The following is a 25,604-nucleotide window of genomic DNA, read 5'->3' as shown; positions in this document are numbered from 1 at the left end:
AAGTATAATTACACGTTTATTATAAACGGAGAGGCTTTAAGGTGTCAAGGCATTCCTAAAAACTTCTTTTCTTTTAAAAATCAATACTCTGTAAATATGATATTCCTATTCAGTTCGAAGAAAATTTGAGAAACTTTTCCAATCCCCTCAGGACGGGCAGTCAAATTCAACGAGGGCAAGCCTAAATTCGCGGTAGCTAAACTTCTCCGATCTCCGGGATCAGCTCTGGGGGAGCGGCCTGCTCCACCATGCGTAGTTTCTTCCAGCCGCCTTTTTTGTACCTGACAAAGACTACCATTGAAAATATTAGGAAAAAAAATACCACTACAGTCCAGCCTATCCATGGTGATAGGCCGAATACACGCAACACAAGCGCCAAAACTGCAACCATTAACCAGTGTATAATTACCGATGTACGCATCGCCCAAAACGTGTCCCCTGCCCCGCGCAGGGCTCCAATAAAGACGCATAGCATCGCTTCGACCATCACATATACGGCAGCCAGGCGCACCATAAATACCGCAAGCGGCACGGCACTGGCAAATACCTCACTGGCGGCAGTTGGACGGAAGGTGTCTACAAGCATGCCGGGATAAAGGATGAAAAATACCAGTATTACCGCGGAATAGAGCATGCCCAATTTCAGTCCGGACATCACCGAGTGGTGTGCCTTGCCGGGGTCACCCGCGCCCATATATTTTCCCACAAGGCTCGTCACGCCTATCTCTATACCTATAAGCGGCACGAACGATACCAGATCCCAATTAAATACAACCGTAGCGGCCGTTGCCGTCACCGGCCCAAGAGAATGGAATAACATTATGATGGCGTTGAACGCAAATATATTGAGGCACATCTCGAGCCCAGTAGGTGTCCCGAACTTTAATAATTTCCCGGCCAGCGCCCGGTCAAAATGAAATGAAGCGCCTATACCGTATTCCCTACGATTGCGCTCGCTGAAATAGTCCGCCGCGAGGATCGATAAACCGACAACGCCTCCAAGGATAGTAGCGTATGCCGCACCCCGTATCCCGAGCGGCGGGAAACCGCATTTACCAAATATCAAAACATAATCCATGACTACATTGGTAATCATGGCCGCAAACGAGGCGAACATAACAATCCGGGTTCGGGCAATTCCGGAAAAGAAACCGCTCAAAGATATGCGCGCTAAGCTTATAATGGAGCCGTATAATAATATCTTGAGGTAAAGTTCCTGAGGTTCCAGCTGCCGCGCATCCACTCCCGCAAATACGAATAGCCTATGAGCGAGAGGCTGCATCAGTAATATAAGCGGATAAGCAAGGCAGGAAAAAAGCAAGGCTTGCGTTACCACAACGCTGCAGTCTTTTTTCCGCCTGGCACCGAGGTGCTGGGCAACGAGCGCTGTTGTGAATCCGACCAAGCCGACGAAAAACGAAGTAAAGGCCATGGCGCTTACACCACCGCCGAGAGAGGCGTTCATCAGCTCGGGATCAAGTCGCGATAGGAACAGCCTGTCGGTAAACACCATTATCGTATCGCAGGCGTAGGATGCGATCATAGGCATGGAGATGGCAACGATTTCAGCCATCCCTGCTTCTCTCAGATGCTGTTTTAACTTTAAAATGGGGCTCATTATTTATGAATGGATTTAGTATTAATCATATTTAACGATTATATTCTACATAATCCATTTTTTAAAGTATTTTAAATATGAACTTTTTAGGCATGAAGTACGTTATTTGTCATTTATCGTCTCTGCATCTTATGAAATAAAAATGCACCTATGAAAAATACAAAATTGACCATAACGATAGTAGCCCCCGAAGGTAAATTCATTACATAAGAAGCAAAGACACCTATTATTACCGAGATAATCGCGAATACTCCGGCAAGCGCAATGGTGGCACGAAAGCTCTTTGTTATCTGTAACGCTGATATTGCCGGCAATATTATGAGGCTCGATACAAGCATTGTGCCCACAATCTTTATGCCCAATACCACTATAAATGAGGTAAGTAATATTAGAATCCTGTTTACCAAGCGCACTTTTATTCCGGAAACCTGCGCATATTCTTCATCGAATGTTATGGCAAAAAGGTCATGGTAAAACAGGCCTGTGACGAACGCCACCAAAGAAGATATTATTATCGTTATCCAAACTTCAAGACCACTCACCGATAGTATATTTCCAAAAAGATAACTGAATAGATCTACATTAAATCCGCCTGCCGTACTGGCGATAATAACTCCTATGGCAATACCAAAAGACGAGACGAGCCCTATCGCCGCGTCACCGTAAACATGAGCTTTTTCGTTAAGCTTAAGGATAAGGAGTGAGGCAAGACCCACCAGAGGTATCGAAACTATCATTGGTTGGGCCTGCAAAAGAAGAGCAAGGGCAACAGTAGCAAAACTTACATGAGCGAGGCCATCACCTATCAGAGAAAAACGGCGTAGTACAAGAAATACCCCGAGAAACGAACAGCCAAGCGCCATAAAACAACCGGCAATAATCGCGCGCTGAATAAAAGCATATTGAAGAGCTTCGTGTATTTGTCCTAATATATCCATAGTCTAGTGCCTGTGACAGATGATGTGTTGGCCCGGCCCGAAATAATCGGACATTTGAGCAGATTTACAGAATTCCTCGAATGTCCCATAGAATATTACTTTTCTATCTATATAAAGTAATTTCGATGCGTATTTTCCGACAGAAGCGGCATCGTGTGATATCAAAATTACCGTTACCTTCTTTTCCTTATTCAGTTTCTGCACCGTAGAATAGAAAGCTTCGCGGGATTGAGGATCCAAGGCCACGGTAGGTTCATCAAGGATCAAGACCTCCGGAGAATGAACAAGCGCCCGAGCCAATAGCACCCTCTGTTGCTGGCCGCCTGATAATCTGCCAATAGGGCGATTTTTGAGATTCGTGATCCCGAGTATTTTCATCGATTGTTCCGCCGCTATGTAGTCCTCATTATTTAGCGTTATCGGAAATCTTTTGCAGCAATACACGCCGGAAACAACGATCTCTTTGGCTGTCGCCGGAAAGCGCTGGTCGAGAAACGACATCTTTTGAGGAAGGTACCCTACATGCTTACGCGCGGTGAATTCTGAAAAACTCTTACCCTGGAAGCTGACTTTGCCCTCAAAAGGTAATAGCCCCAGAAGAGCTTTTACTAACGTCGTCTTCCCGGAACCGTTAGGACCTACAATGCCGACATAGTCACCGGCATCCAGGTCAAAGCTTACTCCGCTGAGCGCTTCTACGTTCTGATACTTAACCCGTAGATTTTTTACTTCGATTATTTTTGACTGCATTCAAGGCCGACTTTCAGCTTTTTCAGGTTCTCTTCCATTATATCTATAAATGTAACGCCTTTATTCAATTCGTCTTTGCTGACATTATGCGCCCCGTGAAGTAATTCCAACTTAGCTCCGGATTCCTGCGCGATCACTCGTGCGACTTTTGGATCAAGCAACTCTTCATAATAAATATATTTACTGCCGGATGCTTTAAGTTTATTGACAAGCTCCGCTATGGCTTTGGGACTTGGTTCGGCATTCGGTGAAAAACCGTCATACGGCGAATCATGCTCCAGCCTATAGCGCTTCACGAAATAACCAAATGCAAAATGCCCGCCGTAGATGATCGTCTTATATTTGGCCGTGGAAAGCGTTTCTTTAAAACGCCTGTCGAGATCAGCCAGCTTTGTTTTATACTCTTCCGCGTTCTTTAAATAAAAACTCCCGTTAGCCGGATCTTTCTCCGATAGCGCCCGCGCAATCGTATCAACCATAATCTGATCATTGGCTAAATCTAACCAGATATGAGGATCTTTCCCTCCGTGATGATGGTGACCATGTTCACCATCATGATGATCTTCTTCATTATGCTCAGCCTCTCCTTCATGGTGTTCACCCTCTTCATCATGGTCATCTTCAACCATAAGCTCGATACCTTTGCTCGCGTCAACAACTAAAAGATTTTTATTGGAAATACCCTTGAGAATATTCTCTGCCCACGGCTCCATATATTTACCGGTATATATAAATATATCGGCTTTGTTGATCCTGACAACATCCTGCGGCTTTGGCTCAAATGTATGTGACTCAACTCCAGGTGGCAGTAAAAGCGAAACGCTCACTTTATCCTTACCAACTTCTTTAGCAAAATCATATGTCGGGAATAGAGTCGTAATTACCTCGATCTTTCCCTTGCCCTCCTGCGCAAAAGCACATGATGCACAGACAAAAAGCACAGTAGCTACGACTTTAATTATTCTAAACATTTTCATCCTCCTTTTTATAAATAGAAATCATTTCTATTTATAGTAACACGCAAAGATGGATTGTCAAGGGCTTTTGGTAATTAAAAGATACTGCTCAAAAATGATTTTTTCACTTTTTCGGCCGTAGCGTTAGTTATATAGAATAAACCGGCAAGCCTTCCGTCTTCGCAGGAGCGCTTCTCTGCCTTAAAGATACCTGTTACGGTGACATATTGAGAATAAGGCGGGTCTACGCGAATTCCTTCTTTTAAAGTCACGAAGATGCTGTCAAATACAGTAGGCGGAGGTCCCCATGTGCAGCATGGGCAACCGAAAGCGTTCTTGGATACCGCGAAATTCTTTAACGGTTCGTTCATATAATATTGTTCTCTCGGGATAAGAAGATTTCCAGTGACTTTCACCATTTTGCCGCTAAGTTTCAATAAGTCTTCCGGGAAATCCGTTATATCTTCCCCTTTCCTTGCCTTGTCGATATATTTTCTTGCTTGTTCCAACTGCTCAAAGGTTACGGTGTAAATCTCACCTGTTTTTTCTATGCTCGCTTCGGCGGTATTCGGCATGCTCACAAAATCAATATGGCGCGACTTTGGGACTACGCCTGCACTTACGGCAATGACTACGATAAACAACAAAAAACAAATCTTTATTGTGTTTTTCATTTTAGATACTTTCAATTTTCGAAAGCCTATCCTTTGCCTTCTTGTTATCTGGATAAAATCTCAATGTCATATCAATTGCGCGCTTCAATTCGATAACATCTCCCATCCTTTCAAAACACGTAATGAGCATTTCGCAGGAAGATCGATGACATGAGATAAGGTCGAGCGTTACCTCATTTTCTTTACCCATAGCCGCAATGTATTTAAAATGTCCCGCCGCTTCATTAAAGTTTTTTTTCACAGCGTAAATCATGCCTAAGTTGAAACGGGCTTTTTTATTATCGGGGTTTATTTTGATTGCGTATTCATAAATCTCGATCGCCTTTTGGATATCCCCCTTACCTTTATATGCATAACCAAGCCAATCCCAGGCGTCGTCGCTCTTTTTGTTTAAGAATACGCACTTTTTATATTGCCTTATAGCATCATCGTATAAAGGATAGGCAACATAAGCACAGCCTCGTTTAAATATCTGACTAAATAAAAATGGTTTCAAAGCAGTTAATGCCAGTAAAATAAAAATTATACTGAACAGGCGTCTTTTTACAGGATTGATTAAAACCCTATATTCGTGATCATGACAGCAACTACATTTCGGCTCCTGTGTTTCCATAATAAAAAATCCCCTATGCAATAATAATAAAACATATGCCCAGAACTATCAGCACATTCCCGGCCACAAGCTTTATCCATTCTTCCGAACGTTCCATCTTGGGCAGTAAATATTTAATCAGTCCTGTTGAGGTTCCTATAAGCAGTATTGGAAAGCTCTGGCCAACCGCAAAACTTATAAATATAATCAATGAATAAAGAAATGACCCCTTAAGCATTACTATACTCGCTATTATTATCAAAACAGAACTGCAACATGGGCAGGCCGGCATTTCAAGAAAGGCAAATATCATCCCAAAAATAAATCCTCCCAAATAACCGGCGTTTTTGAATTTATCCTGAATGGCATGCCTATGTTCCATGCCTTTCCATTTAATAAGGCCGGACAAAAACAATCCGCTAAACACTAACAGTGTTCCAAGGAACCAGTAAATGATCTTACTGAACTTTATGAGCGTCCCGGAGAAGTTAGTGACTATTCCTAGTAGGATTCCTAATATCGTGTAGCTTATAATAAGTCCCATCGTAAAAGACAGGGCAAGGAGGATGGCTTTCTTCTTAGAGCCTGCAGCGCCCGCGATATATCCGGAAACAACCGGAATCCGCACAAGAGTGCAGGAACTCATAGACGCGATAGCGCCGGCCCAGAATACTATAAATATGGCCAAAATCGGTGTATTTGTTAACGCTTTTTCGACAAATGAAAGCATGTTACCCCTATGAACATTTACTGCAAAGGCCTTCTAATTGCAGTGAATGGTCTAAAATCTTAAATCCGCCTATCTTCTTTTTATTTATTATATCGCATCCTTTAAATTCGCCTATCTTGCCGCACTTTACGCAGATTATGTGGTGATGATGAGTATCGTTCTTCGCCATGCACAGAGCATAATATAATCTTCTATCAGGTTTTTGTACTTTGATAAGAATGCCTATCCTGTATAGCTCATCCAAATTCCGATAGATCGATGGAAAGCTTGCCCTTTTAAATTCTTTTTTTATAACGGCGAAAATTTTTTCGGGACTTAAAAAGCGTTTTTTATCTAAAAACAGTTTTAGAATAGCTTTTCTTTTTGGGGTTTGCTTCAGTTTATTCGATTTTAATCTTGTTAGTAATATTTCCAAGGGAACACCTATAGATAGAAATTGTTTCTTTTTATTATAAAACAAAAACCGATTACTATCAACCATCGACTATTTTTTATTATTTTCCCCCGAACCAATATTCACGGTCATTAAGACTCTCGACTTTGGGTTCTATTATCTTCGCATTCCTGCCAAAAATATATCCCGACCCATACCAGTTACGCGCCCAATATAACGCTTCCTTACCAAGGTAGTATGTTATGTGTAACCATAGAGGCGGTGATATCTTCCTTACCTCATAAGTCACATAGTCATGATTGACCATTACCCGGATGTAATGTAAATAACCTCCTTCAGATTCCGGGATCTCCATAAGCATCCCACCTCCGCCGGTAGTGATATAATCGATATTATCGAACCGTTGGTGTTTAAACATATGTTTGTGTCCGGCGAATACCATATCTACATGATATTTAGCCAAAAGTTTCCTTAAGCTGTATGCCCACGGCGCGTTATCGATATTGTACCATTCTTGCTGGTATGGGTCGCATGGTGGCTTGTGCATTATAACGAAGGTATGTTCGTATTTTTTCCCTTCTTTTAGCCTTTCTTCAAGCCACATAAGATCGGGCTCACCATCGGCATTATCAACAACGATAAAATAAGAGTTTCTGTTCACAAAGGCAAACTGCTTATCGCCGCAATATTCTTCAAAAAGTTTCCTATCGTCATGGTTTCCTATAGCCGCGATAATGGGGTATTTAATAAGGGCTTGCATTTTCTTCCATGCTTTGAAATCGTGTTCGGAACCGTTTAGGCTGACATCCCCAGTATGTAGCACAAAATCTATCGGCACTTTCCTGAATCTATCTTCCCTATTCATATGCCAAATTAATTTTAGAGTGGACGCGTCATTAGTAAATAATCCGTTGTGGCTATCGCCGAAGGCGATAAAGGAAAAGTAGCCACCCTTGTTTTCCTTAAGCTGCTCGACAGTTGCCTGATTATTGGATGATTTTTCTGCTAACCGGGTGAACTGAAACGAGATAAGCGGCAGGAATGAATATACCAAAACGATTATTATGAGAATGGCTAAAATTTTCTTTAACTTCATATATTACCTTCCTATTAGATAGTTCAACGCAATACTACAAAATTAAGCGCTGTACCCACAATAATACTAATCGTTATCATAATGACAGTTGATTTAATCAGATCTTTCACACCCAACTCTTTCCATAAAACTATGAACGTAGCGATACATGGGAATGATATCGCTAGCAATGTTGCCGCTATGAATAACTGCTTGGCTGAAAGCGCGAGTGGCGCGAGCATCCCTACTGCGACATCTTTTCTTAAAAAACCTATAATCAGGGCGACTATCGCTTCTTTGGGCAAGCCGAATAAGCCATGGATAATCGGCGCGAATATTCCCGTGATAATATCGAATAACCTAAAATACAGCAGGATATTAATAGCCAGTACGCCTATCAAAACGATCGGTACCGCCTCGAACAAAAATCCTTTAACGCGAAAGTATAATTTTCTTGCCAGCATTGTTAAAGGTGGAAATCTGTAAGGTGGGATTTCTATTAAAAACTCGGGACTGTATCCGGGCAATACCCGGTTTAAAATAATCCCTAATATCAAAATTATAATGAATAACACCAGATATACCCCGCCCACATAAAAACCGCCAAATACACCCAACAGCCCGACAATCATTGCTTGCAGTGGAACACATGGCACACCTATGGAAATAATAGTCGACGCGATAAATCTCTCGCGTTTTGACTCCAAAACGCGCGTTGACAATATACCGGGAACGTTACAACCGAATCCTAAAAGCACCGGTATGATGGCGTAGCCGTGCAGGCCAAGACGGTGCAATAGATTATCCAGTAATATCGCCAAACGGGGCAAGTACCCTATATCTTCTAAAAGACTTAGGACAAGATAGAATGATATGACATACGGCAATACCATACCGAATTCAATGTAAGGGGCTGTGGTCAATACACCAAGTGATTGCTTAAAATCGATCTTTCCATTGATTAGATCGCCTATAAGTAAGTGGAATATAAAACTCTTTTCCTGCCAATGAGCGGCCAGTTTTTCCAACAAAGGCTGGATCGTCCCGTAAAAGAAAGGGTCGGTTATTCTACCGATTATGAATTCGCCTATGAACCGGACTATCTTGAACGATACATATATGACCCCTGCCGCCATTATCAGTCCTGAAACTGGCCGCACGGACGCGTCCTCCAGCATCTCTCTTAAGTAATGATGACGATGCTCAAGACGCTGCACCTGCTCGATAATACGTCCTATTTCTTTCCAACGCTCTTCATGCGAAACCTTATCTTTCACGACGGGTGCCGCTTCTTTTATCCTGTCGATCAATAATTTTATACCTACACCGATTACGGCACAGGTCGATATCACCGGAATATGTATTATTTCTTCCAGTTTCTTAATATCAATATGAACTCCCCTATGAAAAGCATCATCGCACATGTTTAGGCATGCGATTGTCGGAAATCCTTCTTCGATGAGCTGCAGGGTTAAAAGCAAATTTCTCTCTAAATTGGTCGAGTCAAGTATATTGACCACCGCGATTTCGTTCTTAGAGCATTCTCTCAATAAGGAAACAGCTACTTCTTCGGCGCTTGAAGACGGCTCCAGCGAATATGTGCCGGGTAAATCTACAACCTCGATCTTCTCATTTCCCAAGCTCAAATAGCCCTTAATAAACTCTACGGTTGTGCCGGGATAGTTAGATGAGATTACGTGGACATCTGTAAGGCGGGAGAATACCACACTTTTGCCGACATTAGGATTGCCTATTAAATATATCTTCTTTATCATTCCGTCTCTACGATAACTTTTGCCGCCATACCATGCCCCAGAGCAAGAACACTTCTGCCTACCTTTATCACTACAGGCCCTCTTAATCCAATATGGCTAAGCTTGGTGATTTTCATACCTATATGCAGACCCATACTAGTCAATCTATGCTGTAAACCGCCGCCTCCTAAAATTTCTGAAACCTTAACATTTTGGTCAGGTTTAAGATGCACTAAAGATATTTTCTTCATAGTTTGTCATTCTATCATAAAAATATTTATTTTATACTTCTATTGATTGTCCCTCGTTTACCGCAAAACAATTTGCACTGTATTCTTTGAAACATATCTGTTGCGCGTTCCGGCCTGTGCAATGAAAAGGAATTACCTGACAAACTCCAAGTTCTTTTAATTTTAATACAATCTTATGGATTTCTTCGACCGTATGATCTTTAAGGTGAAAACCACCCATAATAAGATACGCATTCATATTAAAAGCAGCTTTGGCATGCTGCACAATTTCTATTATGCCTGGATGGGCGCATCCTGTAAGGACAATAATCCCTTTAGCTGTCTTTACCGCCAAATATTGTTCCGGTATATTGGAATCGCGACGTTTTCCTGTGAGTTCACCGCTTAAATAAATATTATCACGTATATTTGTCACTCCATCTACCTCTACAATTCGCGCTCCACAATGTCGTATTTTGGCTTTAATATCCGGTTTAAAATGCGGGCATATATAGACAGTGACATTCTTGTTGCGCTCCAATATTTTATCCAAACCGGTAACGTGATCCCAGTCATCGTGAGAAATGACAATATGTTTTATTTTATTAATGTCTATTTTAAATCTTTTCAACTGTCTTAGGACATAATCCGGTTTGCCGAATGTATCAAAAAGAATATCGTCGTCTATCAGGATAGACAACCCCCAATGTTTTATAAAACGCCGCCACTTTGTCGAACCCTCAGCAAGAATCTTTAGTTTCACGTTCCCCTCATGGTTTAAGTAAATAATCAGCTATAGCTTTATATAACGTACTCACTGCAAGTATCGCGCAATGAACATGGCTTTTGGGTAAAACCTTCAATTCTGTAATTATCTGTCCTGCTGATACACCCAATGCATCCTGAATAGTTTTTCCTACCGCAAGCTTACACGCCATAGCTCCGCAGGCCAATGTATAAACACACCCGTCAGTATGAAACTTAACATCGATTATTTTGTTATTCTCCACTACTATATAAAATTCCATCTGGTCACCGCATATACCTTTAATATAGGCTGAGCCGCTCGGGTCATTCATCTGGCCGAAATATTTATTATCTTTCATTTCTTCCGCATTTTGAATATGTTGGGCGAATAACCGGAGACAAACATCTTCCCTTTCTGTGTAAGGATATATACAGGCGAGGCATTTGACAATATTTCAACTGCTTTTATGCACAGGACATTCCTTACTTCTCTAGAACGGCATGCCCAGACTAAATCTGCATATTTCTCTATTTCAGTTATTCGCTCTTTGTTGATGCCTGTCGCGCATATCGCCAGAATGATCAGCGATATGCCGTATTGCTTTTCCAATGCCCGGATACTCTTTAAATCCTCTCCTTGATAGGCACTGACTGTAACGGCTATATTTTTATAACCTTCTTTCGCGGCCTCAATAACGCCTCTTTTTTGATCAATTATCCCACCGTTATTTATCGTGTGACAGCCATATTGATGCAGCCTGTCAATGACCTCAGGAATTGCAGATGTGCGAAGGACGCTATGCATCCTGGCGCCTATACCCTGCACAACCTGGGGAATTGACACTACCACCGTACCCGCGCCGTCACAGACTATGACGGAACTATCGATAATCTTATTCTTTAAACCGTGGGTTATCATCTCCGAAGCGCCGTAAGGCACGGATTCATCGTCATCCCAAAGGATACGCTTTTTCGAGCAAAAACCAAACTGTTCTATTTTGACTTCAATGACTTTTTTAATTTCGTCCTTTAGCCGCGGAAGCGGCAAATCGCCGGATCTTTTGAGCCCTTTGTAAAAAAAACCGGCAAGCGGACAATGCGAGATGGTCGGCTTAGTTACTTTGATTACTTTACCATTTGATATCGTAATCAATGACGAAAAATATCTGACAATATGAATATCTTTTTTTCTATCAGCCATATTTTAATGTTTATTAACCAGCAACCAATCAATTGCTTTTCTATGATCTCTTACGCCGTTCATTAACCGCATATTTTCAAGCTGACCCAACTCTTTAAGTCTTTTGTAGATGAGTATCCACGCGCAATCACGGTCAGGATCGATTTCGCACTTCCCTTTATTCTGCCCGCCGCAAGGGCCGTTTCGCAGGCCTTTAGGACATCTGGTAATTGGGCAGATGCCACCGGTCATGCCCACTATACATTTCCCGCACATCAGACACTTCTTCTCAAAACGATCCTCTTTTGGTGAAAGCCTGACAATTTCCCCTTGAAATAACGTGTCATTGGCCGGATAAACCGGTTTCTGCACGACTTCCGCTATGGCTTGTGTTCCACCGCCACAGGCAAGACTTATAATCGATTGAGAAGCGGCAAGCTCTTTTTCTTTGCGCCTAAGAAGCTTCTTTGACTCGAAAACATAACAAGCCGGATTAAGAATATCCCACCCGGCTACGGTCTTACCTTTCCTTTCAAGTGCTTCTGACAAACTTTTTATCTCATTTTCGCCGCCGGTCTTACAGGTAGTCGCGCAGACAGCGCATCCGATCAGGAAAACGGTTGTATCATTCTTAATATATTTTAGTATTTCATCCAGCGGTTTCTGCTTCGTTATTATCATGGCTTATAACTTTTCTCCATATATCTTTTATCTCTTCTATTACTTCTTCACTAGCACCTTCGATCGCCGTTATACCCCTTACTAATGTCTTGGGGATAGAGCTATCAAATAATATTTTACCTACAACCTCAATATCCCCGGATCGACAATATGTTTCTATCTCCTCGGTCATGTCAATGTTAAGATCATATTTATTGATAACCATCTTAACCGGCACCTTAAAATGAGCGCATACTTCAATAACTCTTTTCACATCATGAAGCCCCGAAAGAGTCGGCTCGGTAACTACTATAGCGCAATCTACGCCTGAAAGTGAGGCAATAACGGGGCATCCTATCCCCGGAGGCCCGTCAACGATAATATAGTCGAGCCGGTCTTTTTCAGCGATTTCCTTGGCTACTTGTCGTATTTTCGCGACAAGTTTCCCAGAGTTTTCTTCCGCAATACCTAATTTGGCATGGACAAAAGGACCATATTTTGTATCCGATATAAACCACTCACCGGCTATGTTCTCCTCCATAGTTATTGCACCGGCAGGGCATATAAGGCTGCATAACCCGCAACCTTCACAAGACACTGAATCTATAGTCAGATCATCGCTAATTGCGCCGAATCTGCATAGAGTGATACACTTTCCGCATTTATTACATATCTTCTTATCAAGCTTCGCGGTCCTACCGCTTTTGAATTCCTGACGTTCTTTTACGTTCGGATGTAATAAAAGATGCAGATCCGCAGCGTCCACATCGCAGTCTACCATTATCTTATTCTTAGCTAAGGCGGCAAATGACGCTGTAAGAATCGTCTTACCCGTTCCGCCTTTACCGCTTATAACTACTATCTGCCTCATGGCATCTCTTTTGTTATGATTGCAAACATCTTCTGGAATTTTTCTTTATATTCCGGCTTCTCCTGAACTAACGAAATACCGCGTGAATAAAGAAGAGCTATCTCTCTATCGAACGGTATCCGTAGAAGCACTGATATATTGTTATCCTGACAATATTTGTCAACTTTATCATCGCCTATATCAGAGCGGTTAATGACGACTCCGAAACGAATCTCAAGCTTCCTTAAGACCTCGACTGCTAACACTAAGTCATTAAGCCCGAATGGCGTCGGCTCGGTTACAAGTATGCAGTAATCGCTTTTTTTAACCGCGGCTATAACAGGGCAGGACGTTCCGGGCGGCGCGTCGATAATAACGGTTTTGGCGGGATTAATATAATCTTCGACCTGCCTAATCAAAGGCGGAGACATTATTTCACCGACATTGAGTCTTCCATGAACAAATTGTATATCCTGCGACATTCCTATTTCGACAACGCCTATCTCTTTATTTACTTCTCTAATGGCTTTTTGAGGACAAAGCAAACTGCAGGCGCCGCACCCATGACATAAGTGCGGAAAAACGAGAACGCTTCCCTTTGCATCATTGCTCGGAGGAATAACGGCTATCGCATGATAAGCGCATACTTCGCGGCACTTGCCGCACGCGTTACATCTTGCCTCATCTACTTCCGGGATAGGAATAAAAGCCGAAGATCTTCCTTCTATTTCCGGTTTTAGAAAAATATGGGCATTGGGCTCTTCGACATCGCAATCAAGAAATTGCACATTGCTTAAAGACAAAGCCATATTAACGGCAATTGTAGTCTTACCTGTTCCGCCCTTACCACTCGCGACTGAAATAATCATAATTCTTGTTTACCTTGTAGCCACAACAATATGTTGGTATATGCTCTTTGCTTTCTTGATCGAAAAACCTTTATTTGACAGATACTTTTCGGCGTCTGATAGGCTCACCTTGCCTGATTCATGCGTTTTGCCTTCAAGCGCATGGATTTTATTCATAACATCAAAACCCTTCTTTGAGAAATCGCTGATGATTAATTTTCCGTGCGGAGCAAGGACTCGAATCAAGTCGTTTATCACTCGATATGGATTGGCGAGGTGATGAAGGACGTTGACAGAGAAAACCACATCGAAACTTGCATCAGCAAAACTTGTGCGTTCACCGTCTTCGATCCTGAAATCGACCTGTTTTTCAAGCCCGTTATACGCTATATTAAGCCTTGCAAAACGCTGCTCTTCCTCTGAGATATCAAAGGTTACAAATGAATACCCCCGTTTCGCGAGCGCAAGCGCAAAATGGCCCTTGCCTGTTCCGGCCTCAAGAATCTTACCTGAAAGTGGCATCGCCTCTCTTAAGATAAAATCCCTTTCTTTATCTACATCGTAGCCGAAACTTTTATATAACTTCTTTCTTTCAAGATATGCTTTATGATTCTCACGGACTTCTTTATCTATTGAAACTTTATTAATCATGCTCATCAAACATCTTGTTTTGTGTCGCGTCATTCTTCCTTAGCCACTCTATAATCATGGCCGCGTGTTCTTTTTCCTCATTCATATTATGCGCGAGAAGTTTCTTTAAGGAATCATCACTTGTGGCGTCTATCCTCTCCTGATAGAAATCGATAGCTTCGAGTTCTTCCCTTAACGATTTCCTATCGCGTTCCAAGTCAACATGTTTAGGATCCATCTTTTCTAACGGCTCAAAAAACGGCATATTTAACCTCCCTGGTTTTATTTATTTTTACCCGGCATCCCGAATTTAGACCCTACGCTCGGGTTTTCCGTAGTTTTTAATTCCCCGCTCTTATAATTTTCGACAGCATTCCGGACCTTCCCCGAAAGGCCGGTATATATCTTTATACCGCCTGCCTGCAGCGTCTGAAAAGCGTTAGGGCCGACATTCCCGGTCAGAACGGCTTTTACGCCCCTGGATATCATAAGTTGCCCTGATTGAATTCCGGCGCCGCCCTGAAATTGCATATTCGGGTTTTCAACCGCTTCTAAATCTAAAGTATCCGTGTCAACAAATACGAAATATTGGCACCTTCCAAAACGGGGATCTATTTTAGAATCGAGCGTTTTACCTTCCGATGTCACGCAGATCTTCATAATCGACTCTCCTTTAGTGGCATGTGCCATGTTCCTTACACGCGCCCAACCCGCCAATCTTATTTGTCAAAAAATCATCTATCGCATCTTTTGTTTTACCTGAATAACCGAAAACTTTCACGCCTGCTTGAGCGAATTTTTGTTGAGCGCCGCCACCCATCCCGCCTGCAATAACATGGGTAACGTTGTATTTCAGCAATTCATCTACGGCTATACATCCTCCGCCGCCATGCACTGCCGTATTCTCAACTATTCTACTGCTCTTCACTTTATTATTCTCAATGTCCAGCAGAAAAAAATATTTACACTGCCCAAAATGCTCGGCAACATTACCCTGAAGACCGCTCTGGTCTTCAAGCGTTATACCTAATCTCATAGCACACCTCTTTTGTTATATTGATGTCGATAAACACAATGCCCAAGGAATGGAGCACTGCGCGCTTGGCGCTCCACTCCTATCCGCCATTTATCCTGCGGATGTTTGGGCCTTCTCCAGCGTCTCAATACGATCTTCGACCGCCTTGAGCTCTTCTTTGAGAAAACCAGCCTCTTCCTTCAACACTTCAGCTTCGTTGGCACCTCTTGCCCAACGAGGAAGACCTGTGGCATAGAGCTGGTTTCCCCAACCCCTGCCGTAGCCTCTTCCAAACGATCTCGGCCTTATGCTGGATACAGGAGCAACGCAAAACCCTCTCCCGCCACCGGTCATCGGGCCCATACCCATTGGACCTGTTCCATCTCCTCCTGGCATCTTAATCACCTCCTTTTCTTAAGTTTCTGTTAATGAAAATCATTTCCATTTATATCGAAAAAAATATATCTCCCCCTACTTCTTTTTCTTGCATTTATCACATAAGCCATAAAATTGGATTAAATGGTTTGTAATTGCGAAATCGTACTTTTCGGAAAGTCCTTTTTCCGTCTTATGGAGCAACTCTATCTCATCATCTATGAAGTCGGTATAATCGACCACTCTTTTACAATTAGTGCATATCAAGTGATGGTGGTGAGTGCTTCTATTCGATCCTTCGGCCAGTTCATACCGTGCCCTGCCATCACCAAAGTCGAACTTGAATACTAGTCCCATATTAACAAGGATCTCAAGCGTCCTATATATAGTGGTAAGCCCTATCGCTGGATACGCCGCATGCACCTTCATATATATATCTTCGGCGCTTAAATGCCTATCGGCTTTGGTAAGCACATCCAGAATAGCTTCACGACCGACAGTTATCCTGTAACCGCAACCTTTAAACCTTCCGTGCCACCATGCTGGGCCTTGTCCGTTTCCTCTTGGCATATCAATACACTCCTTAATGATAATGGTTTTCAATATCAAGAATACACTATTCATCTATTCTTGTCAAGATGTTTTTATAAGGAAGTTTTTCTATCCGCGCATTCCTGCAGATTAAACCTTGATTTACCAATTAAATTCTTAATCTTTATGATATCTGGATTTATCAGCAATTTTTTATCAAACGTCGTTCTGAACTCATGCCGAATTCCCGATGCCTTTATTAAAAATATACTCACGCGTATATTGTAATCATCAACCGGCGTGCCGCATACACGCGCATATTTATCCCCGATAGGAGCCTTGATGTCCATGGCAACATAATCAAGATATGGCAAAATCTCCGATAAAATATAGGGGTTGCTTCCGTTCGTATCAAGTTTTACGGCATATCCTAAAGAACGAACATCTTGGATCCTGTCAATAAGATCTTCCTGCAGAGTCGGCTCTCCTCCGGAAAAAACCACACCGTCTAATAACCCCGCCTTCTCTTTAAGAAATTCATGTACACGTTCGAAAGGAATCGGCTCGGTAAAAAACTCCGTATAGACAAGCTCCAAATTATGACAATAGCCACATCGGAAATTACATCCTTGTGTGAATATTACCGCGCACGTCTTTCCAGGATAGTCTATAAGCGAAAGTTTCTGCAAGCCCCCTACTTTCATATTTTTAATGTCTTCCTCATGCTAAATTCGGCCTGCTTGCCGTCGTTCCATTGGACTACCGGACGTAAATATCCCACGATCCTCGAATACACTTCACACACACTTTTACAGGTAGGACATACTTGTACTTCACCGGCCATGTAACCACACGATGGGCAAACGCTGAAGGTCGGCGTAATCGAAAAATACGGCAGGTGAAATCTTGTACATATTTTTTTAATCAGGCTTTTAAGCGCGTCCGTATTGCTTATCCTTTCACCGATAAAAAGATGCTGGACCGTTCCACCTGTGTATTTTGCCTGAAGCGCATCCTGAAGATCCAGCAATTTAAAAAGATCGTCGGTATAGTTTACTGGAAGCTGGGTTGAGTTCGTGTAGAATGACGGTTTTTTGCCATCCGTTTTAATATTATTAGCATCTATGATCCCCGGATATTTTTCTTTATCAAGTTTAGCAAGCCTGTAAGACGTCCCTTCGGCGGGGGTAGCCTCAAGATTGTAGTTATCACCTGTTTCTTTTTGAAACTCCAGGAGCTTATCCCTCATAAAATCCATAACTTTCAAAGCAAATTCCCTTCCACGTTTTGAGCCGATATCTTCCCCCAAAAAATTAAGACAGGCCTCGTTCATGCCTGTAAGTCCTATCGTAGAAAAATGATTCTTCCAATATTCCCCAAAACGCTGATGAACATTCCTAAGATAAAACTTAACATAAGGATAAAGATCATTTGCGGTTAATTGCTCCAGCATTTTTCTCTTAATCCTGAGGCTTGCTTTTGCCATGCGCATGAGTTTATCCAGCCTGGCAAAAAACTCATCTTCGCTTTTGGACAAGTACCCAAGCCGCGGCATATTTATGGTCACCACACCTATGGAGCCGGTTAGCGGTGACGAGCCGAACAGCCCTCCCCCACGCTTGCGAAGCTCGCGATTATCGATACGCAGACGGCAGCACATGCTACGGGCATCTTCCGGATTCATATCGGAGTTAACGAAGTTCGCGAAATAAGGTATCCCATATTTGGCGGTTACCTCCCACAATAAAGACAAGTTTGAATTATCCCAATCAAAATCTTTCGATATGTTATAGGTCGGGATCGGAAAAGTAAATACCCTACCCTTGGCGTCACCTTCCAACATCACTTCCAGGAACGCCCTGTTGAACATATCCATTTCTTTTGTAAATTCCTTATACGTTTTTGACTGCTGCTCACCTCCTATTATTACCGGCTGATCCTTAAAATACGACGGAATCGTCAAGTCGAGCGTTATATTAGTAAAAGGCGTTTGAAAACCTACGCGCGTGGGAACATTCACGTTAAAGAGGAACTCCTGCAGCGCCTGTTTTACGGCCTTATAATCTAAATTATCGTAATGTATGAACGGGGCCAATAATGTATCGAAATTCGAAAAGGCCTGAGCGCCTGCCGCCTCCCCTTGAAGCGTATAAAAGAAATTCACTATCTGTCCTAATGCTGTTCGAAGATGTTTTGCCGGCTTCGCCTCCGCCTTGCCTCTGACACCTTTAAATCCCGTGAGAAGCAGATCCTGAAGATCCCATCCGACGCAATATGCGCTTAAAATGCCAAGGTCGTGGATATGAAAATCTCCGCCCAAATGAGCTTCCTTAATATTATTGGTGTAAATTTTATTGAGCCAGTATATCTTGCTCACTTCCGAAGAAAGATAATTATTAAGCCCCTGCAAAGAAAAACCCATATTACTGTTCTCTTTTACCTGCCAATCCATGTTATTGATGTATTGATCCACAAGATTAACGTTAAACTTCGATGTAATTTCCCGTATCCTGGCATGTTCATCTCTATATAAAATGAACGCCTTGGCGGCTTTTTTATAGGGAGAGGCTATAAGCACCTCTTCCACGATATCCTGCATCATTTCGACTGACGGATTGTCGTTAACGGTAAACTGAAAGGCTGTATTCAAAACCTTGTCAGCCAACTTTTCGGCAGCATCAATACCGAACTCCCCCGCCGCAACTCCTGCTTTATTTATAGCATTTACAATCTTCCTGGAATCAAACTCTTCTTCGGAGCCATCCCTTTTTACTATTTTTTTAAACATATTTTCAACGAGCATCGGCATACTTACCTCCAAGGGCTTCTTCTTTTAACGGGTACTTCTTACATGTAAATTTCGTGCCTTCCGGACAATATCCAAGTTTTATACATTTTGCCCCAGAATTATTAAAAACAGCGGGCAACTCCTGTTTGCATATCTTTAGCATTTCTTCAGCCAGTTTCCTAACTTCCCACTGCGCCCGGGTGCAGCACCGCTCTTCGAAGAAATGTTTCAGTTCCCTGCAATTCATAGTCACGACTATCTTTGTCTCTGCCGCTTGAGGTAGTACAAAACGCGTATCCTGATTTGCCGCTTCGCCCTTCTTGCCTTTTTTCTCAAACAGCTTTAACAGATTGTTATAACTATCCTGGATCTTATGCATAACGCCGATGTATTCCCTCTTCATCTCTTCATCGGATTCTATTGAAGGCGGGATAATGTAGTCAAAAGAGGTTTCTTTTACATATCTTTGGCTCTGCTGGGAATATGAAGCTATCCTGTGCCTTACAAGCTGATGAGTTAACGCCCTTGATACGCCTTCAATGGCAAAGGTAAACTTCACATGCTCAAGGGGGCTCTCATGCCCCGAAGAGACGACCTGCCGTACAAATTCTTCCTGTTTCGATGCGTCCTTAAGGCCATCGGCAAATATCTTCCCGGCAAAATCCGCCGAATAACACTGCCGACATGACGCATAGATTATAGACAAGGCATTCTGTGAAAAATCCAATAATTCTACATGTAATTTCACCTGTGTCATTTACCCGCCTCCTTTTTATTTGCCCCAAGGCCTGCATACGCTCTTTGATGGCTTTGATCTCTCTTCGATTTTTCTTAAAAACTCTAATGCGCCCTTTTCGTCTTTATCCAGCAAAATCCTCTGAAGCTCAATTAATTCTTTTTCATCTAACAAAATTGTTCTATTAGGCATATATCACTGCTCTCCCAGATAATCCAACGCCATTAATACGTTTTTTAATGCGATTATTTTTAGACTAAGATTCTCACATTCTTTGACTTTCTTAAAATGCTCACATAGAATAACTCCAAAGAGTTTATTTTTGTCCGGTTCGCAAGTAAGTGCTTCCAGTATTTGCTCCCTGACAAGCGAAAAATCCTCTTGAAATAAACTTTTCAAAATACTATCTGTAGGTTTATCGGTTAATACGTTGATTCGCATAAAATAAAAAAATCCTTAAGCTAATTATAAAAAGCTTAAGGATTGCACCCTGCTTACTTAATCCTTCCGCGAGGCTACACATACAGGCAGGTCTTCTGGCTGCCGGATCAGTCTACTCATCACGCCTTCCCGCCTAATGAATACTAGACAGTGGCTAGTTGTGACTTTCGTCCCCGGTTACAGCGGCGGGACCGCGCTTGACTTTACAAGCTTCCCTTTTATCCTGCTTTAAGCAGGACCTGTATATATTTGTATTGTAAAACAAAAAACCCAACCTTTTTCATAGAGGTTGGGTCAAATAATCTTCCTTGTTAAGACTATTTTAGCACCTCTATCCCCGGAGGACTTCGCGTTCTGACTCACAGGTCACATTATATGCCTGTATACAGTTGCGGGTACAGTTTCGGATTCTCGCCGAATTCCCTGCCAAAGTTATGTGTTATATATACCATTCATGATTATGTTTGTCAATTATTTTTTGACAAGGCATTCCTAAAAACTTCATCCCAATTTTTCCGGATGATGTTTTACGACTTCGGCCTGGACCATATATATGACGTCTTCGGCTATATTGGTGGTGTGGTCGCAAATACGTTCCAGAAAGCGCGTTATCAGGAGAAGTTGAACGGCTCTCGGGGCGGAAGACGGGTCTTTCATCATGTAGTCGTCCACGAGCTCTTTCGAGATAGTATCTCTTAAAAGGTCAGCTTCGCTGTCGGATAGTATTACCTTTCTGGCTAATCCCACGTCCTGTTTTACGAATGAATCGACTGAAAGCTTCACCATACCCTGCGCGACAGCCGTCAACCTTGGTATATCCACAAGCGGCTTTAAAAGCGGCTTGTTCGAGAGTTCCAGCGAACGCTGAGCGATATCGACGGCTATATCGGCTATCCGCTCCAGCTCTGTATTCAGCTTCATGCCTGTCGTGATAAAACGCAGGTCCTTGGCCATCGGCTGATAACGGGCGATCAGGTCTATGCATTTCTCATCTATATCCAATTCCAGCTTATCAACGTCGGCATCGCCTTTGATCACATTTTTGGCGAGCGAAGCGTCGCGGTTTTTGAGAGACTCTATCGATTTGAATATCGCCTCTTCCGCATAACAACCCATTCTCAGAATATCTTTGTTAAGCTCTTTCAACTCCTGGTCAAAATGTCGTTCCATATTATCCGTACCTCCTATTTCTTGTTGAGCTTAAAATCCATCTTTCTCGGAAGTTCATCCCTTATCCTCAAAACCGCTTCCTGCGGCCCAAAACTTTCATCAAAAGGTATAACCACCATCCTCACGACATCGTCTTTATCCAGCGTTCCGGTAAAGCTATATATCATCGGCGTATCGCCTATATATTTACCATCCCATTTTACATGAACTTTGCAGGGCCAGGAGACGATCTCGATCTTGTAATCGTTATACTCATACGTCTTACCATTAAACCAGTAGGTGTTGGGATGGACGGGGTTTAGACGAAATTGTCCCGCTTTATTAAACACATCACTTTGCCTTATCTCTTTTATTGTTTCACAGGATGACAATAAAAAACATAAGACACCGTATAAAATTATCTTTTTATATTTCACCCGAATCTCCCCGTTATATAATCCTCGGTTATTTTTTTAGACGGCTTGGTAAACATTATGCTGGTCAGATTATATTCTACGAGCTCGCCCAGCATAAAGAAAGCGGTAAAATCGGATATCCTGGCGGCCTGTTGCATGTTGTGCGTAACTATGACTATCGTATATTTCTTCTTCAACTCCTGGATGAGCTCTTCTATCTTTAATGTCGCCGTAGGATCCAGCGCCGATGCCGGCTCGTCCATAAGGATAACCTCCGGCTCGACCGCCAAAGCCCTGGCAATGCAAAGCCTCTGCTGTTGGCCGCCGGACAATTCAAACGCGTTCCTATTCAACCTATCTTTGACCTCACTCCATATCGCCGCATCTTTTAAGCTTCTCTCCACCCTATCCTGTATAAAATATTTGTCCTTTATGCCGTTTATCTTAAGCCCGTACGCAACATTATCAAAAATAGTTTTAGGGAATGGGTTGGATTTTTGAAACACCATCCCCACCCTTCGTCTTATATCCACGACATCGACATCTTCATCATAAATGCTCTTGCCGTCAAGAGCTATCAGGCCTTCCGCCCTTGTTCCGAGTATAGTTTCATTCATACGGTTTATGCTTCGCAAAAACGTCGACTTGCCGCAACCGGACGGGCCGATAATCCCCGTCACTTTATTCGCGGCGATATCCATCGACACGTTTTTCAATACACGCGCCTGGCCGTAATAAAAATTGAACTGCCCGACTCTTATTTTTACATTTTCCATAGCATCACTCCGTCCTGGCTTTTCTTAAACGATATCTTATGATCACAGCACACAGGTTCATGGCAAATACGAGCGCGATCAATACCAGCGCCGTCCCATACGCGATGGGCCTTACCTTTGATATGGCATGGTGTTGTGTGGACATGACATATAGATGATATGGCAGGGCCATAAATTGGTCAAAAAGCGATCCCGGAAGGCGCGGTAAAAAGAACGCGGCGCCCGTGAAAAGGATCGGCGCCGTCTCCCCGGCGGCGCGGGAGAGGCCGAGTATCGTGCCTGTAAGCATACCGGGGACTGCGTACGGCAATACATTCGTTTTTATCGACTGCCACTTGGTTGCGCCCAGCGCTAAAGCCCCCTGCCTGTACGAATTCGGCACATTCTTCAGCGCCTCTTCGCTCGCAGTAATGGTCCATGGCAAAGTCATGAGCCCGAGGGTTAGCCCGGAGGATAAGACACATGTACCCAGCCTCATCATCTGGACGAATAAAATTACGCCGAATAATCCGTACACTATCGACGGCACGCCGGATAAATTACGGATAGCCATACGGATCAGCCGCGTAAGTTTGCTGTCGGCGGCATACTCATTCAAATAAACTGCGCACCCCATCCCTAAAGGAATTGCCAGTAACGCCGTAATGAGCGTAACCAAAATAGTGCCGACTATGGCAGGAAGTATGCCTCCTTCGGTCATACCGTTCTTCGGCATGGAAGTCAGAAACTTCCAGTTTATTACGCCAATCCCTTTGCTTACGATATCGTACAGGATGATTATCAACGCGCATATGACGACGCATATGGACAACCTGAGAAAATTAAAACCCAAATTTTCCTGAATCTGTTTTGCCTTCATTTATAAACCCTCTGGTACCTGTGCAGTACGATATCCGATATCATATTAACGATGAAAGTGATTATAAATAATACTAGGCCTATGCCGAAAAGGGCATAATAGTGAGTGGTGTTATATGGTACCTCGCCCAGCTCGATGGCTATAGTCGCGGTCATCGTCTGCACCGACTGCAAAAAACTTTTCGGCATGGCGATGGCGCATCCAGTCGCCATCAAAACAGTCATCGTCTCGCCTATGGCCCTGCCCATTCCCAGCATGCTCGCCGCGATTATGCCGGACAACGCCGCCGGTATCTTTACCCTCACGAGAGTTTGCCAATGCGTGGCTCCCAGTGCCAGCGACGCCTCCTGGAATGACTTGGGAACACCGTTAAGCGCGTCTTCCGATAAGCTTATGATGGTCGGTAAAGCCATGATCGCGAGCAATATTGATCCGTTAAGGGCATTCAGGCCGTTCGAAAGATGAAATATCCTGGCAATGATCGGCCCTACCAATACTATTCCCAGAAAACCGATAATTACAGAAGGTACACCCGCCAATATCTCCACTATGGGCTTCGCGATCTCTCTGACGCGCTTACTTGCTACATCGGAGAGATAAGCCGCCGCCGCTATACCCAGCGGCACCGCAATAATAAGCGCCCCGGCGGATACCATAAGTGTACTGACAAGCATGGATAGTATCCCATAGGAGGGCGCCGTAAAAGTTGCCGTCGGGTTCCATGCCGCGCTGAACAGGAATTGCCCTACGCGTATTTCTTTAAAAGCCGGGAGAGCGTTTGCAACCAAGAGCGCAAATATGCCCGCCAACACCAATATTACCAACAGCCCGTTAAAAAAGAACAGGCCATGGATAAGCTTCTCTTTAAAATTATTATGTCTGGACATAACCCATCCTCTTTGTGTATTTCATCCGGCGCCAAGATTTGCTTCCAGGTCTTCGGGCCGCATAGGACTTTCCCTTATCTTACCGGATCGGCCCAGAACCTGATCATTATACGTTTGGTATTCTTCCGGTATGGCGAAGAAACCTTCCGTCTCGACTATCGCCTGGCCTTCGGAGCTTAATTCGAACTCGAGGAAATCTTTTACCAATCCTTTAGGCATGCCGTTAATATACTGATTCAGAGGCCTGGTTATCGGATATCTCCCGCTTTTGACATCCATTATATTGAAAGGATCATAATATGCGCCGCCGCTCTTAACCGCGACTTTAAGCGCCTTCACTCCAACAGCTTCTTTCGCGTAACCTACGCCTACATAACCTATGCCCGAAGCATCCTGCTTTAGAGCCTCGGATATCTGGGCGTTGCCGTTCATGCTCTTAAGGTTCGGAGAATATTCTCCGAACATAACGTTTTCCTTCATAAAATCATAAGTTCCGGAATTAGATTGCCTTCCGTAGAGAGTAATGGCAAGGTTATTGCCTCCAACCTCACTCCAGTTTTTTATTTCGCCTTTATATATTTTTCCGATCTGCTCTACCGTAAGAGCATCGACCGGATTTTGGGCGTTCACTATAATACTGAGAGCATCTATAGCCACAACCATTCTTTTCGCGTCAACCCCTTTCTTGACCGCCTGCTCGACTTCACTGGACTTTATCTGGCGGGACGAATTTGCTATCGCGCAGTTTTTGTTTATAAGGGCCGCTATGCCGGTTCCGGATCCACCACCCGTAACCGCGATACTTATGCCGGGAGCTTTCTCCATGTACAACTCGGCCAGCTTCTGCACCACATTAATAAGAGTGTCGGATCCTTTGACCTGCACCATATTCTCACCCCCAAAACAGAAGCTATGGCTGAAGAGCCCGAGCGAAATTATTAGAAACACCGTTAGAAATCTATTCATGTTACCCCCTTCTTTTTTTATGAATTATTCGTAAACTTG

Annotated in this window: 34 protein-coding genes and 2 riboswitches; all 34 genes read right to left on the bottom strand. The window is 43.2% G+C overall.

Features of this window, described 5'->3' with window-relative positions:
- Nucleotides 1-196: 196 nt before the first annotated feature.
- The 34 genes from PHS46_04395 to PHS46_04230 all read right to left on the bottom strand — a co-directional run bounded on the left by PHS46_04395 (nt 197) and on the right by PHS46_04230 (nt 25,565).
- On the bottom strand, nt 197-1,573 hold the full coding sequence (locus PHS46_04395) for an MATE family efflux transporter (GenBank protein ID MDD3905758.1): 1,377 nt from the start codon (nt 1,571-1,573) through the stop codon (nt 197-199).
- A gap of 158 nt (nt 1,574-1,731) precedes the next feature.
- Nucleotides 1,732-2,556 carry a metal ABC transporter permease gene (locus PHS46_04390; GenBank protein ID MDD3905757.1) on the bottom strand — a complete coding sequence of 275 codons (825 nt, stop codon included), beginning with the start codon at nt 2,554-2,556 and terminating at the stop codon, nt 1,732-1,734.
- Nucleotides 2,557-2,559: 3 nt separating this feature from the next.
- Nucleotides 2,560-3,306 carry a metal ABC transporter ATP-binding protein gene (locus PHS46_04385; protein MDD3905756.1) on the bottom strand — a complete coding sequence of 249 codons (747 nt, stop codon included), beginning with the start codon at nt 3,304-3,306 and terminating at the stop codon, nt 2,560-2,562.
- Nucleotides 3,291-4,277 (bottom strand): zinc ABC transporter substrate-binding protein, encoded by a 987-nt coding sequence (locus tag PHS46_04380; GenBank protein MDD3905755.1) that lies wholly within the window; start codon nt 4,275-4,277, stop codon nt 3,291-3,293. The genes PHS46_04385 and PHS46_04380 overlap by 16 nt, the downstream gene beginning before the upstream one ends.
- An 80-nt stretch (nt 4,278-4,357) precedes the next feature.
- A complete protein-coding gene (locus tag PHS46_04375) occupies nt 4,358-4,936 on the bottom strand; it encodes a hypothetical protein (protein ID MDD3905754.1) in 579 nt (192 codons plus the stop codon).
- Nucleotide 4,937: 1 nt separating this feature from the next.
- Entirely contained in the window at nt 4,938-5,549 is a 612-nt protein-coding gene (locus tag PHS46_04370; GenBank protein ID MDD3905753.1) for a tetratricopeptide repeat protein, read from the bottom strand.
- 13 nt (nt 5,550-5,562) lie between these two features.
- Nucleotides 5,563-6,258: a cytochrome c biogenesis protein CcdA gene (locus tag PHS46_04365; protein MDD3905752.1), complete on the bottom strand. Its 696-nt coding sequence runs from the start codon at nt 6,256-6,258 to the stop codon at nt 5,563-5,565.
- Nucleotides 6,259-6,265: 7 nt separating this feature from the next.
- Nucleotides 6,266-6,673: a transcriptional repressor gene (locus PHS46_04360; GenBank protein MDD3905751.1), complete on the bottom strand. Its 408-nt coding sequence runs from the start codon at nt 6,671-6,673 to the stop codon at nt 6,266-6,268.
- A gap of 79 nt (nt 6,674-6,752) precedes the next feature.
- Nucleotides 6,753-7,748 (bottom strand): metallophosphoesterase, encoded by a 996-nt coding sequence (locus tag PHS46_04355; protein MDD3905750.1) that lies wholly within the window; start codon nt 7,746-7,748, stop codon nt 6,753-6,755.
- Between the two features lie 23 nt (nt 7,749-7,771).
- Nucleotides 7,772-9,502, bottom strand: a complete 1,731-nt coding sequence (locus PHS46_04350) for a ferrous iron transporter B (protein ID MDD3905749.1) — start codon at nt 9,500-9,502, stop codon at nt 7,772-7,774.
- Nucleotides 9,499-9,732, bottom strand: coding sequence for a FeoA family protein (locus tag PHS46_04345; GenBank protein MDD3905748.1), 234 nt, complete (start codon nt 9,730-9,732; stop codon nt 9,499-9,501). Before PHS46_04345 ends, PHS46_04350 begins: the two co-directional genes overlap by 4 nt.
- A gap of 31 nt (nt 9,733-9,763) precedes the next feature.
- Nucleotides 9,764-10,474, bottom strand: coding sequence for an MBL fold metallo-hydrolase (locus PHS46_04340; GenBank protein MDD3905747.1), 711 nt, complete (start codon nt 10,472-10,474; stop codon nt 9,764-9,766).
- A 7-nt stretch (nt 10,475-10,481) separates the two neighbouring features.
- Nucleotides 10,482-10,817 (bottom strand): iron-sulfur cluster assembly scaffold protein, encoded by a 336-nt coding sequence (locus tag PHS46_04335; protein MDD3905746.1) that lies wholly within the window; start codon nt 10,815-10,817, stop codon nt 10,482-10,484.
- Entirely contained in the window at nt 10,814-11,659 is an 846-nt protein-coding gene (locus PHS46_04330; GenBank protein MDD3905745.1) for a DUF2099 family protein, read from the bottom strand. The genes PHS46_04335 and PHS46_04330 overlap by 4 nt, the downstream gene beginning before the upstream one ends.
- A 3-nt stretch (nt 11,660-11,662) precedes the next feature.
- A complete protein-coding gene (locus tag PHS46_04325; GenBank protein MDD3905744.1) occupies nt 11,663-12,319 on the bottom strand; it encodes a methylenetetrahydrofolate reductase C-terminal domain-containing protein in 657 nt (218 codons plus the stop codon).
- Nucleotides 12,288-13,169, bottom strand: coding sequence for an ATP-binding protein (locus tag PHS46_04320; protein MDD3905743.1), 882 nt, complete (start codon nt 13,167-13,169; stop codon nt 12,288-12,290). The genes PHS46_04325 and PHS46_04320 overlap by 32 nt, the downstream gene beginning before the upstream one ends.
- Nucleotides 13,166-14,017, bottom strand: a complete 852-nt coding sequence (locus PHS46_04315; GenBank protein ID MDD3905742.1) for an ATP-binding protein — start codon at nt 14,015-14,017, stop codon at nt 13,166-13,168. The genes PHS46_04320 and PHS46_04315 overlap by 4 nt, the downstream gene beginning before the upstream one ends.
- 9 nt (nt 14,018-14,026) lie before the next feature.
- Nucleotides 14,027-14,647, bottom strand: a complete 621-nt coding sequence (locus PHS46_04310) for a class I SAM-dependent methyltransferase (GenBank protein MDD3905741.1) — start codon at nt 14,645-14,647, stop codon at nt 14,027-14,029.
- Entirely contained in the window at nt 14,640-14,891 is a 252-nt protein-coding gene (locus PHS46_04305) for a ferritin (protein MDD3905740.1), read from the bottom strand. Before PHS46_04305 ends, PHS46_04310 begins: the two co-directional genes overlap by 8 nt.
- Nucleotides 14,892-14,908: 17 nt before the next feature.
- Nucleotides 14,909-15,286, bottom strand: coding sequence for a NifB/NifX family molybdenum-iron cluster-binding protein (locus PHS46_04300; protein ID MDD3905739.1), 378 nt, complete (start codon nt 15,284-15,286; stop codon nt 14,909-14,911).
- Between the two features lie 13 nt (nt 15,287-15,299).
- Nucleotides 15,300-15,662 (bottom strand): NifB/NifX family molybdenum-iron cluster-binding protein, encoded by a 363-nt coding sequence (locus PHS46_04295; GenBank protein MDD3905738.1) that lies wholly within the window; start codon nt 15,660-15,662, stop codon nt 15,300-15,302.
- Between the two features lie 90 nt (nt 15,663-15,752).
- Nucleotides 15,753-16,037, bottom strand: coding sequence for a DUF5320 domain-containing protein (locus PHS46_04290; protein MDD3905737.1), 285 nt, complete (start codon nt 16,035-16,037; stop codon nt 15,753-15,755).
- A gap of 75 nt (nt 16,038-16,112) precedes the next feature.
- Nucleotides 16,113-16,586: a transcriptional repressor gene (locus PHS46_04285; protein ID MDD3905736.1), complete on the bottom strand. Its 474-nt coding sequence runs from the start codon at nt 16,584-16,586 to the stop codon at nt 16,113-16,115.
- A 74-nt stretch (nt 16,587-16,660) separates the two neighbouring features.
- Nucleotides 16,661-17,251, bottom strand: coding sequence for an anaerobic ribonucleoside-triphosphate reductase activating protein (locus PHS46_04280; protein ID MDD3905735.1), 591 nt, complete (start codon nt 17,249-17,251; stop codon nt 16,661-16,663).
- Entirely contained in the window at nt 17,248-19,335 is a 2,088-nt protein-coding gene (locus tag PHS46_04275) for a ribonucleoside triphosphate reductase (protein MDD3905734.1), read from the bottom strand. The genes PHS46_04280 and PHS46_04275 overlap by 4 nt, the downstream gene beginning before the upstream one ends.
- 4 nt (nt 19,336-19,339) lie before the next feature.
- Nucleotides 19,340-20,092 carry an FAD-dependent thymidylate synthase gene (thyX, locus tag PHS46_04270; GenBank protein ID MDD3905733.1) on the bottom strand — a complete coding sequence of 251 codons (753 nt, stop codon included), beginning with the start codon at nt 20,090-20,092 and terminating at the stop codon, nt 19,340-19,342.
- 15 nt (nt 20,093-20,107) lie between these two features.
- Nucleotides 20,108-20,263, bottom strand: a complete 156-nt coding sequence (locus PHS46_04265; protein MDD3905732.1) for a hypothetical protein — start codon at nt 20,261-20,263, stop codon at nt 20,108-20,110.
- A 3-nt stretch (nt 20,264-20,266) separates the two neighbouring features.
- Nucleotides 20,267-20,512: a hypothetical protein gene (locus PHS46_04260; protein ID MDD3905731.1), complete on the bottom strand. Its 246-nt coding sequence runs from the start codon at nt 20,510-20,512 to the stop codon at nt 20,267-20,269.
- A gap of 67 nt (nt 20,513-20,579) precedes the next feature.
- A riboswitch (cobalamin riboswitch) is annotated at nt 20,580-20,770 on the bottom strand.
- A 91-nt stretch (nt 20,771-20,861) separates the two neighbouring features.
- A riboswitch (cobalamin riboswitch) is annotated at nt 20,862-20,935 on the bottom strand.
- A gap of 78 nt (nt 20,936-21,013) precedes the next feature.
- Entirely contained in the window at nt 21,014-21,682 is a 669-nt protein-coding gene (gene phoU, locus PHS46_04255; GenBank protein MDD3905730.1) for a phosphate signaling complex protein PhoU, read from the bottom strand.
- Between the two features lie 14 nt (nt 21,683-21,696).
- Nucleotides 21,697-22,098, bottom strand: a complete 402-nt coding sequence (locus PHS46_04250) for a hypothetical protein (protein ID MDD3905729.1) — start codon at nt 22,096-22,098, stop codon at nt 21,697-21,699.
- Complete coding sequence (gene pstB, locus PHS46_04245; protein ID MDD3905728.1) at nt 22,095-22,853, bottom strand: phosphate ABC transporter ATP-binding protein PstB; 759 nt, start codon at nt 22,851-22,853, stop codon at nt 22,095-22,097. Before pstB ends, PHS46_04250 begins: the two co-directional genes overlap by 4 nt.
- 4 nt (nt 22,854-22,857) lie before the next feature.
- The gene (gene pstA, locus PHS46_04240) at nt 22,858-23,712 is read right to left on the bottom strand and encodes a phosphate ABC transporter permease PstA (protein ID MDD3905727.1); all 855 of its coding nucleotides are present in this window, start codon (nt 23,710-23,712) and stop codon (nt 22,858-22,860) included.
- Nucleotides 23,709-24,599, bottom strand: a complete 891-nt coding sequence (gene pstC, locus PHS46_04235; GenBank protein ID MDD3905726.1) for a phosphate ABC transporter permease subunit PstC — start codon at nt 24,597-24,599, stop codon at nt 23,709-23,711. Before pstC ends, pstA begins: the two co-directional genes overlap by 4 nt.
- A gap of 21 nt (nt 24,600-24,620) precedes the next feature.
- Complete coding sequence (locus PHS46_04230; GenBank protein MDD3905725.1) at nt 24,621-25,565, bottom strand: PstS family phosphate ABC transporter substrate-binding protein; 945 nt, start codon at nt 25,563-25,565, stop codon at nt 24,621-24,623.
- Nucleotides 25,566-25,604 lie beyond the last annotated feature (39 nt).

Source organism: Candidatus Omnitrophota bacterium, assembly GCA_028699255.1.
Taxonomy (GTDB): domain Bacteria; phylum Omnitrophota; class Gorgyraeia; order 2-01-FULL-45-10; family 2-01-FULL-45-10; genus FEN-1322.
This window is presented reverse-complemented; position numbering and strand designations above follow the sequence as displayed.

Excerpts from the sequence above, each read along its gene's own strand:
- PHS46_04350 (MDD3905749.1), bottom strand. The coding sequence starts at position 9,502 with ATGATAAAGAAGATATATTTAATAGGCAATCCTAATGTCGGCAAAAGT.
- PHS46_04230 (MDD3905725.1), bottom strand. The coding sequence starts at position 25,565 with ATGAATAGATTTCTAACGGTGTTTCTAATAATTTCGCTCGGGCTCTTC.
- PHS46_04290 (MDD3905737.1), bottom strand. The coding sequence starts at position 16,037 with ATGCCAGGAGGAGATGGAACAGGTCCAATGGGTATGGGCCCGATGACC.
- PHS46_04325 (MDD3905744.1), bottom strand. The coding sequence starts at position 12,319 with ATGATAATAACGAAGCAGAAACCGCTGGATGAAATACTAAAATATATT.
- PHS46_04390 (MDD3905757.1), bottom strand. The coding sequence starts at position 2,556 with ATGGATATATTAGGACAAATACACGAAGCTCTTCAATATGCTTTTATT.
- PHS46_04335 (MDD3905746.1), bottom strand. The coding sequence starts at position 10,817 with ATGAAAGATAATAAATATTTCGGCCAGATGAATGACCCGAGCGGCTCA.
- PHS46_04315 (MDD3905742.1), bottom strand. The coding sequence starts at position 14,017 with ATGATTATTTCAGTCGCGAGTGGTAAGGGCGGAACAGGTAAGACTACA.
- PHS46_04265 (MDD3905732.1), bottom strand. The coding sequence starts at position 20,263 with ATGCCTAATAGAACAATTTTGTTAGATGAAAAAGAATTAATTGAGCTT.
- PHS46_04280 (MDD3905735.1), bottom strand. The coding sequence starts at position 17,251 with ATGAAAGTAGGGGGCTTGCAGAAACTTTCGCTTATAGACTATCCTGGA.
- pstC (MDD3905726.1), bottom strand. The coding sequence starts at position 24,599 with ATGTCCAGACATAATAATTTTAAAGAGAAGCTTATCCATGGCCTGTTC.
- PHS46_04330 (MDD3905745.1), bottom strand. The coding sequence starts at position 11,659 with ATGGCTGATAGAAAAAAAGATATTCATATTGTCAGATATTTTTCGTCA.
- phoU (MDD3905730.1), bottom strand. The coding sequence starts at position 21,682 with ATGGAACGACATTTTGACCAGGAGTTGAAAGAGCTTAACAAAGATATT.
- thyX (MDD3905733.1), bottom strand. The coding sequence starts at position 20,092 with ATGACACAGGTGAAATTACATGTAGAATTATTGGATTTTTCACAGAAT.
- PHS46_04310 (MDD3905741.1), bottom strand. The coding sequence starts at position 14,647 with ATGATTAATAAAGTTTCAATAGATAAAGAAGTCCGTGAGAATCATAAA.
- pstB (MDD3905728.1), bottom strand. The coding sequence starts at position 22,853 with ATGGAAAATGTAAAAATAAGAGTCGGGCAGTTCAATTTTTATTACGGC.
- PHS46_04385 (MDD3905756.1), bottom strand. The coding sequence starts at position 3,306 with ATGCAGTCAAAAATAATCGAAGTAAAAAATCTACGGGTTAAGTATCAG.
- PHS46_04260 (MDD3905731.1), bottom strand. The coding sequence starts at position 20,512 with ATGCGAATCAACGTATTAACCGATAAACCTACAGATAGTATTTTGAAA.
- PHS46_04295 (MDD3905738.1), bottom strand. The coding sequence starts at position 15,662 with ATGAGATTAGGTATAACGCTTGAAGACCAGAGCGGTCTTCAGGGTAAT.
- PHS46_04395 (MDD3905758.1), bottom strand. The coding sequence starts at position 1,573 with ATGGCTGAAATCGTTGCCATCTCCATGCCTATGATCGCATCCTACGCC.
- PHS46_04365 (MDD3905752.1), bottom strand. The coding sequence starts at position 6,258 with ATGCTTTCATTTGTCGAAAAAGCGTTAACAAATACACCGATTTTGGCC.
- pstA (MDD3905727.1), bottom strand. The coding sequence starts at position 23,712 with ATGAAGGCAAAACAGATTCAGGAAAATTTGGGTTTTAATTTTCTCAGG.
- PHS46_04300 (MDD3905739.1), bottom strand. The coding sequence starts at position 15,286 with ATGAAGATCTGCGTGACATCGGAAGGTAAAACGCTCGATTCTAAAATA.
- PHS46_04355 (MDD3905750.1), bottom strand. The coding sequence starts at position 7,748 with ATGAAGTTAAAGAAAATTTTAGCCATTCTCATAATAATCGTTTTGGTA.
- PHS46_04380 (MDD3905755.1), bottom strand. The coding sequence starts at position 4,277 with ATGTTTAGAATAATTAAAGTCGTAGCTACTGTGCTTTTTGTCTGTGCA.
- PHS46_04375 (MDD3905754.1), bottom strand. The coding sequence starts at position 4,936 with ATGAAAAACACAATAAAGATTTGTTTTTTGTTGTTTATCGTAGTCATT.
- PHS46_04275 (MDD3905734.1), bottom strand. The coding sequence starts at position 19,335 with ATGTTTAAAAAAATAGTAAAAAGGGATGGCTCCGAAGAAGAGTTTGAT.
- PHS46_04370 (MDD3905753.1), bottom strand. The coding sequence starts at position 5,549 with ATGGAAACACAGGAGCCGAAATGTAGTTGCTGTCATGATCACGAATAT.
- PHS46_04345 (MDD3905748.1), bottom strand. The coding sequence starts at position 9,732 with ATGAAGAAAATATCTTTAGTGCATCTTAAACCTGACCAAAATGTTAAG.
- PHS46_04285 (MDD3905736.1), bottom strand. The coding sequence starts at position 16,586 with ATGCCAAGAGGAAACGGACAAGGCCCAGCATGGTGGCACGGAAGGTTT.
- PHS46_04305 (MDD3905740.1), bottom strand. The coding sequence starts at position 14,891 with ATGCCGTTTTTTGAGCCGTTAGAAAAGATGGATCCTAAACATGTTGAC.
- PHS46_04320 (MDD3905743.1), bottom strand. The coding sequence starts at position 13,169 with ATGAGGCAGATAGTAGTTATAAGCGGTAAAGGCGGAACGGGTAAGACG.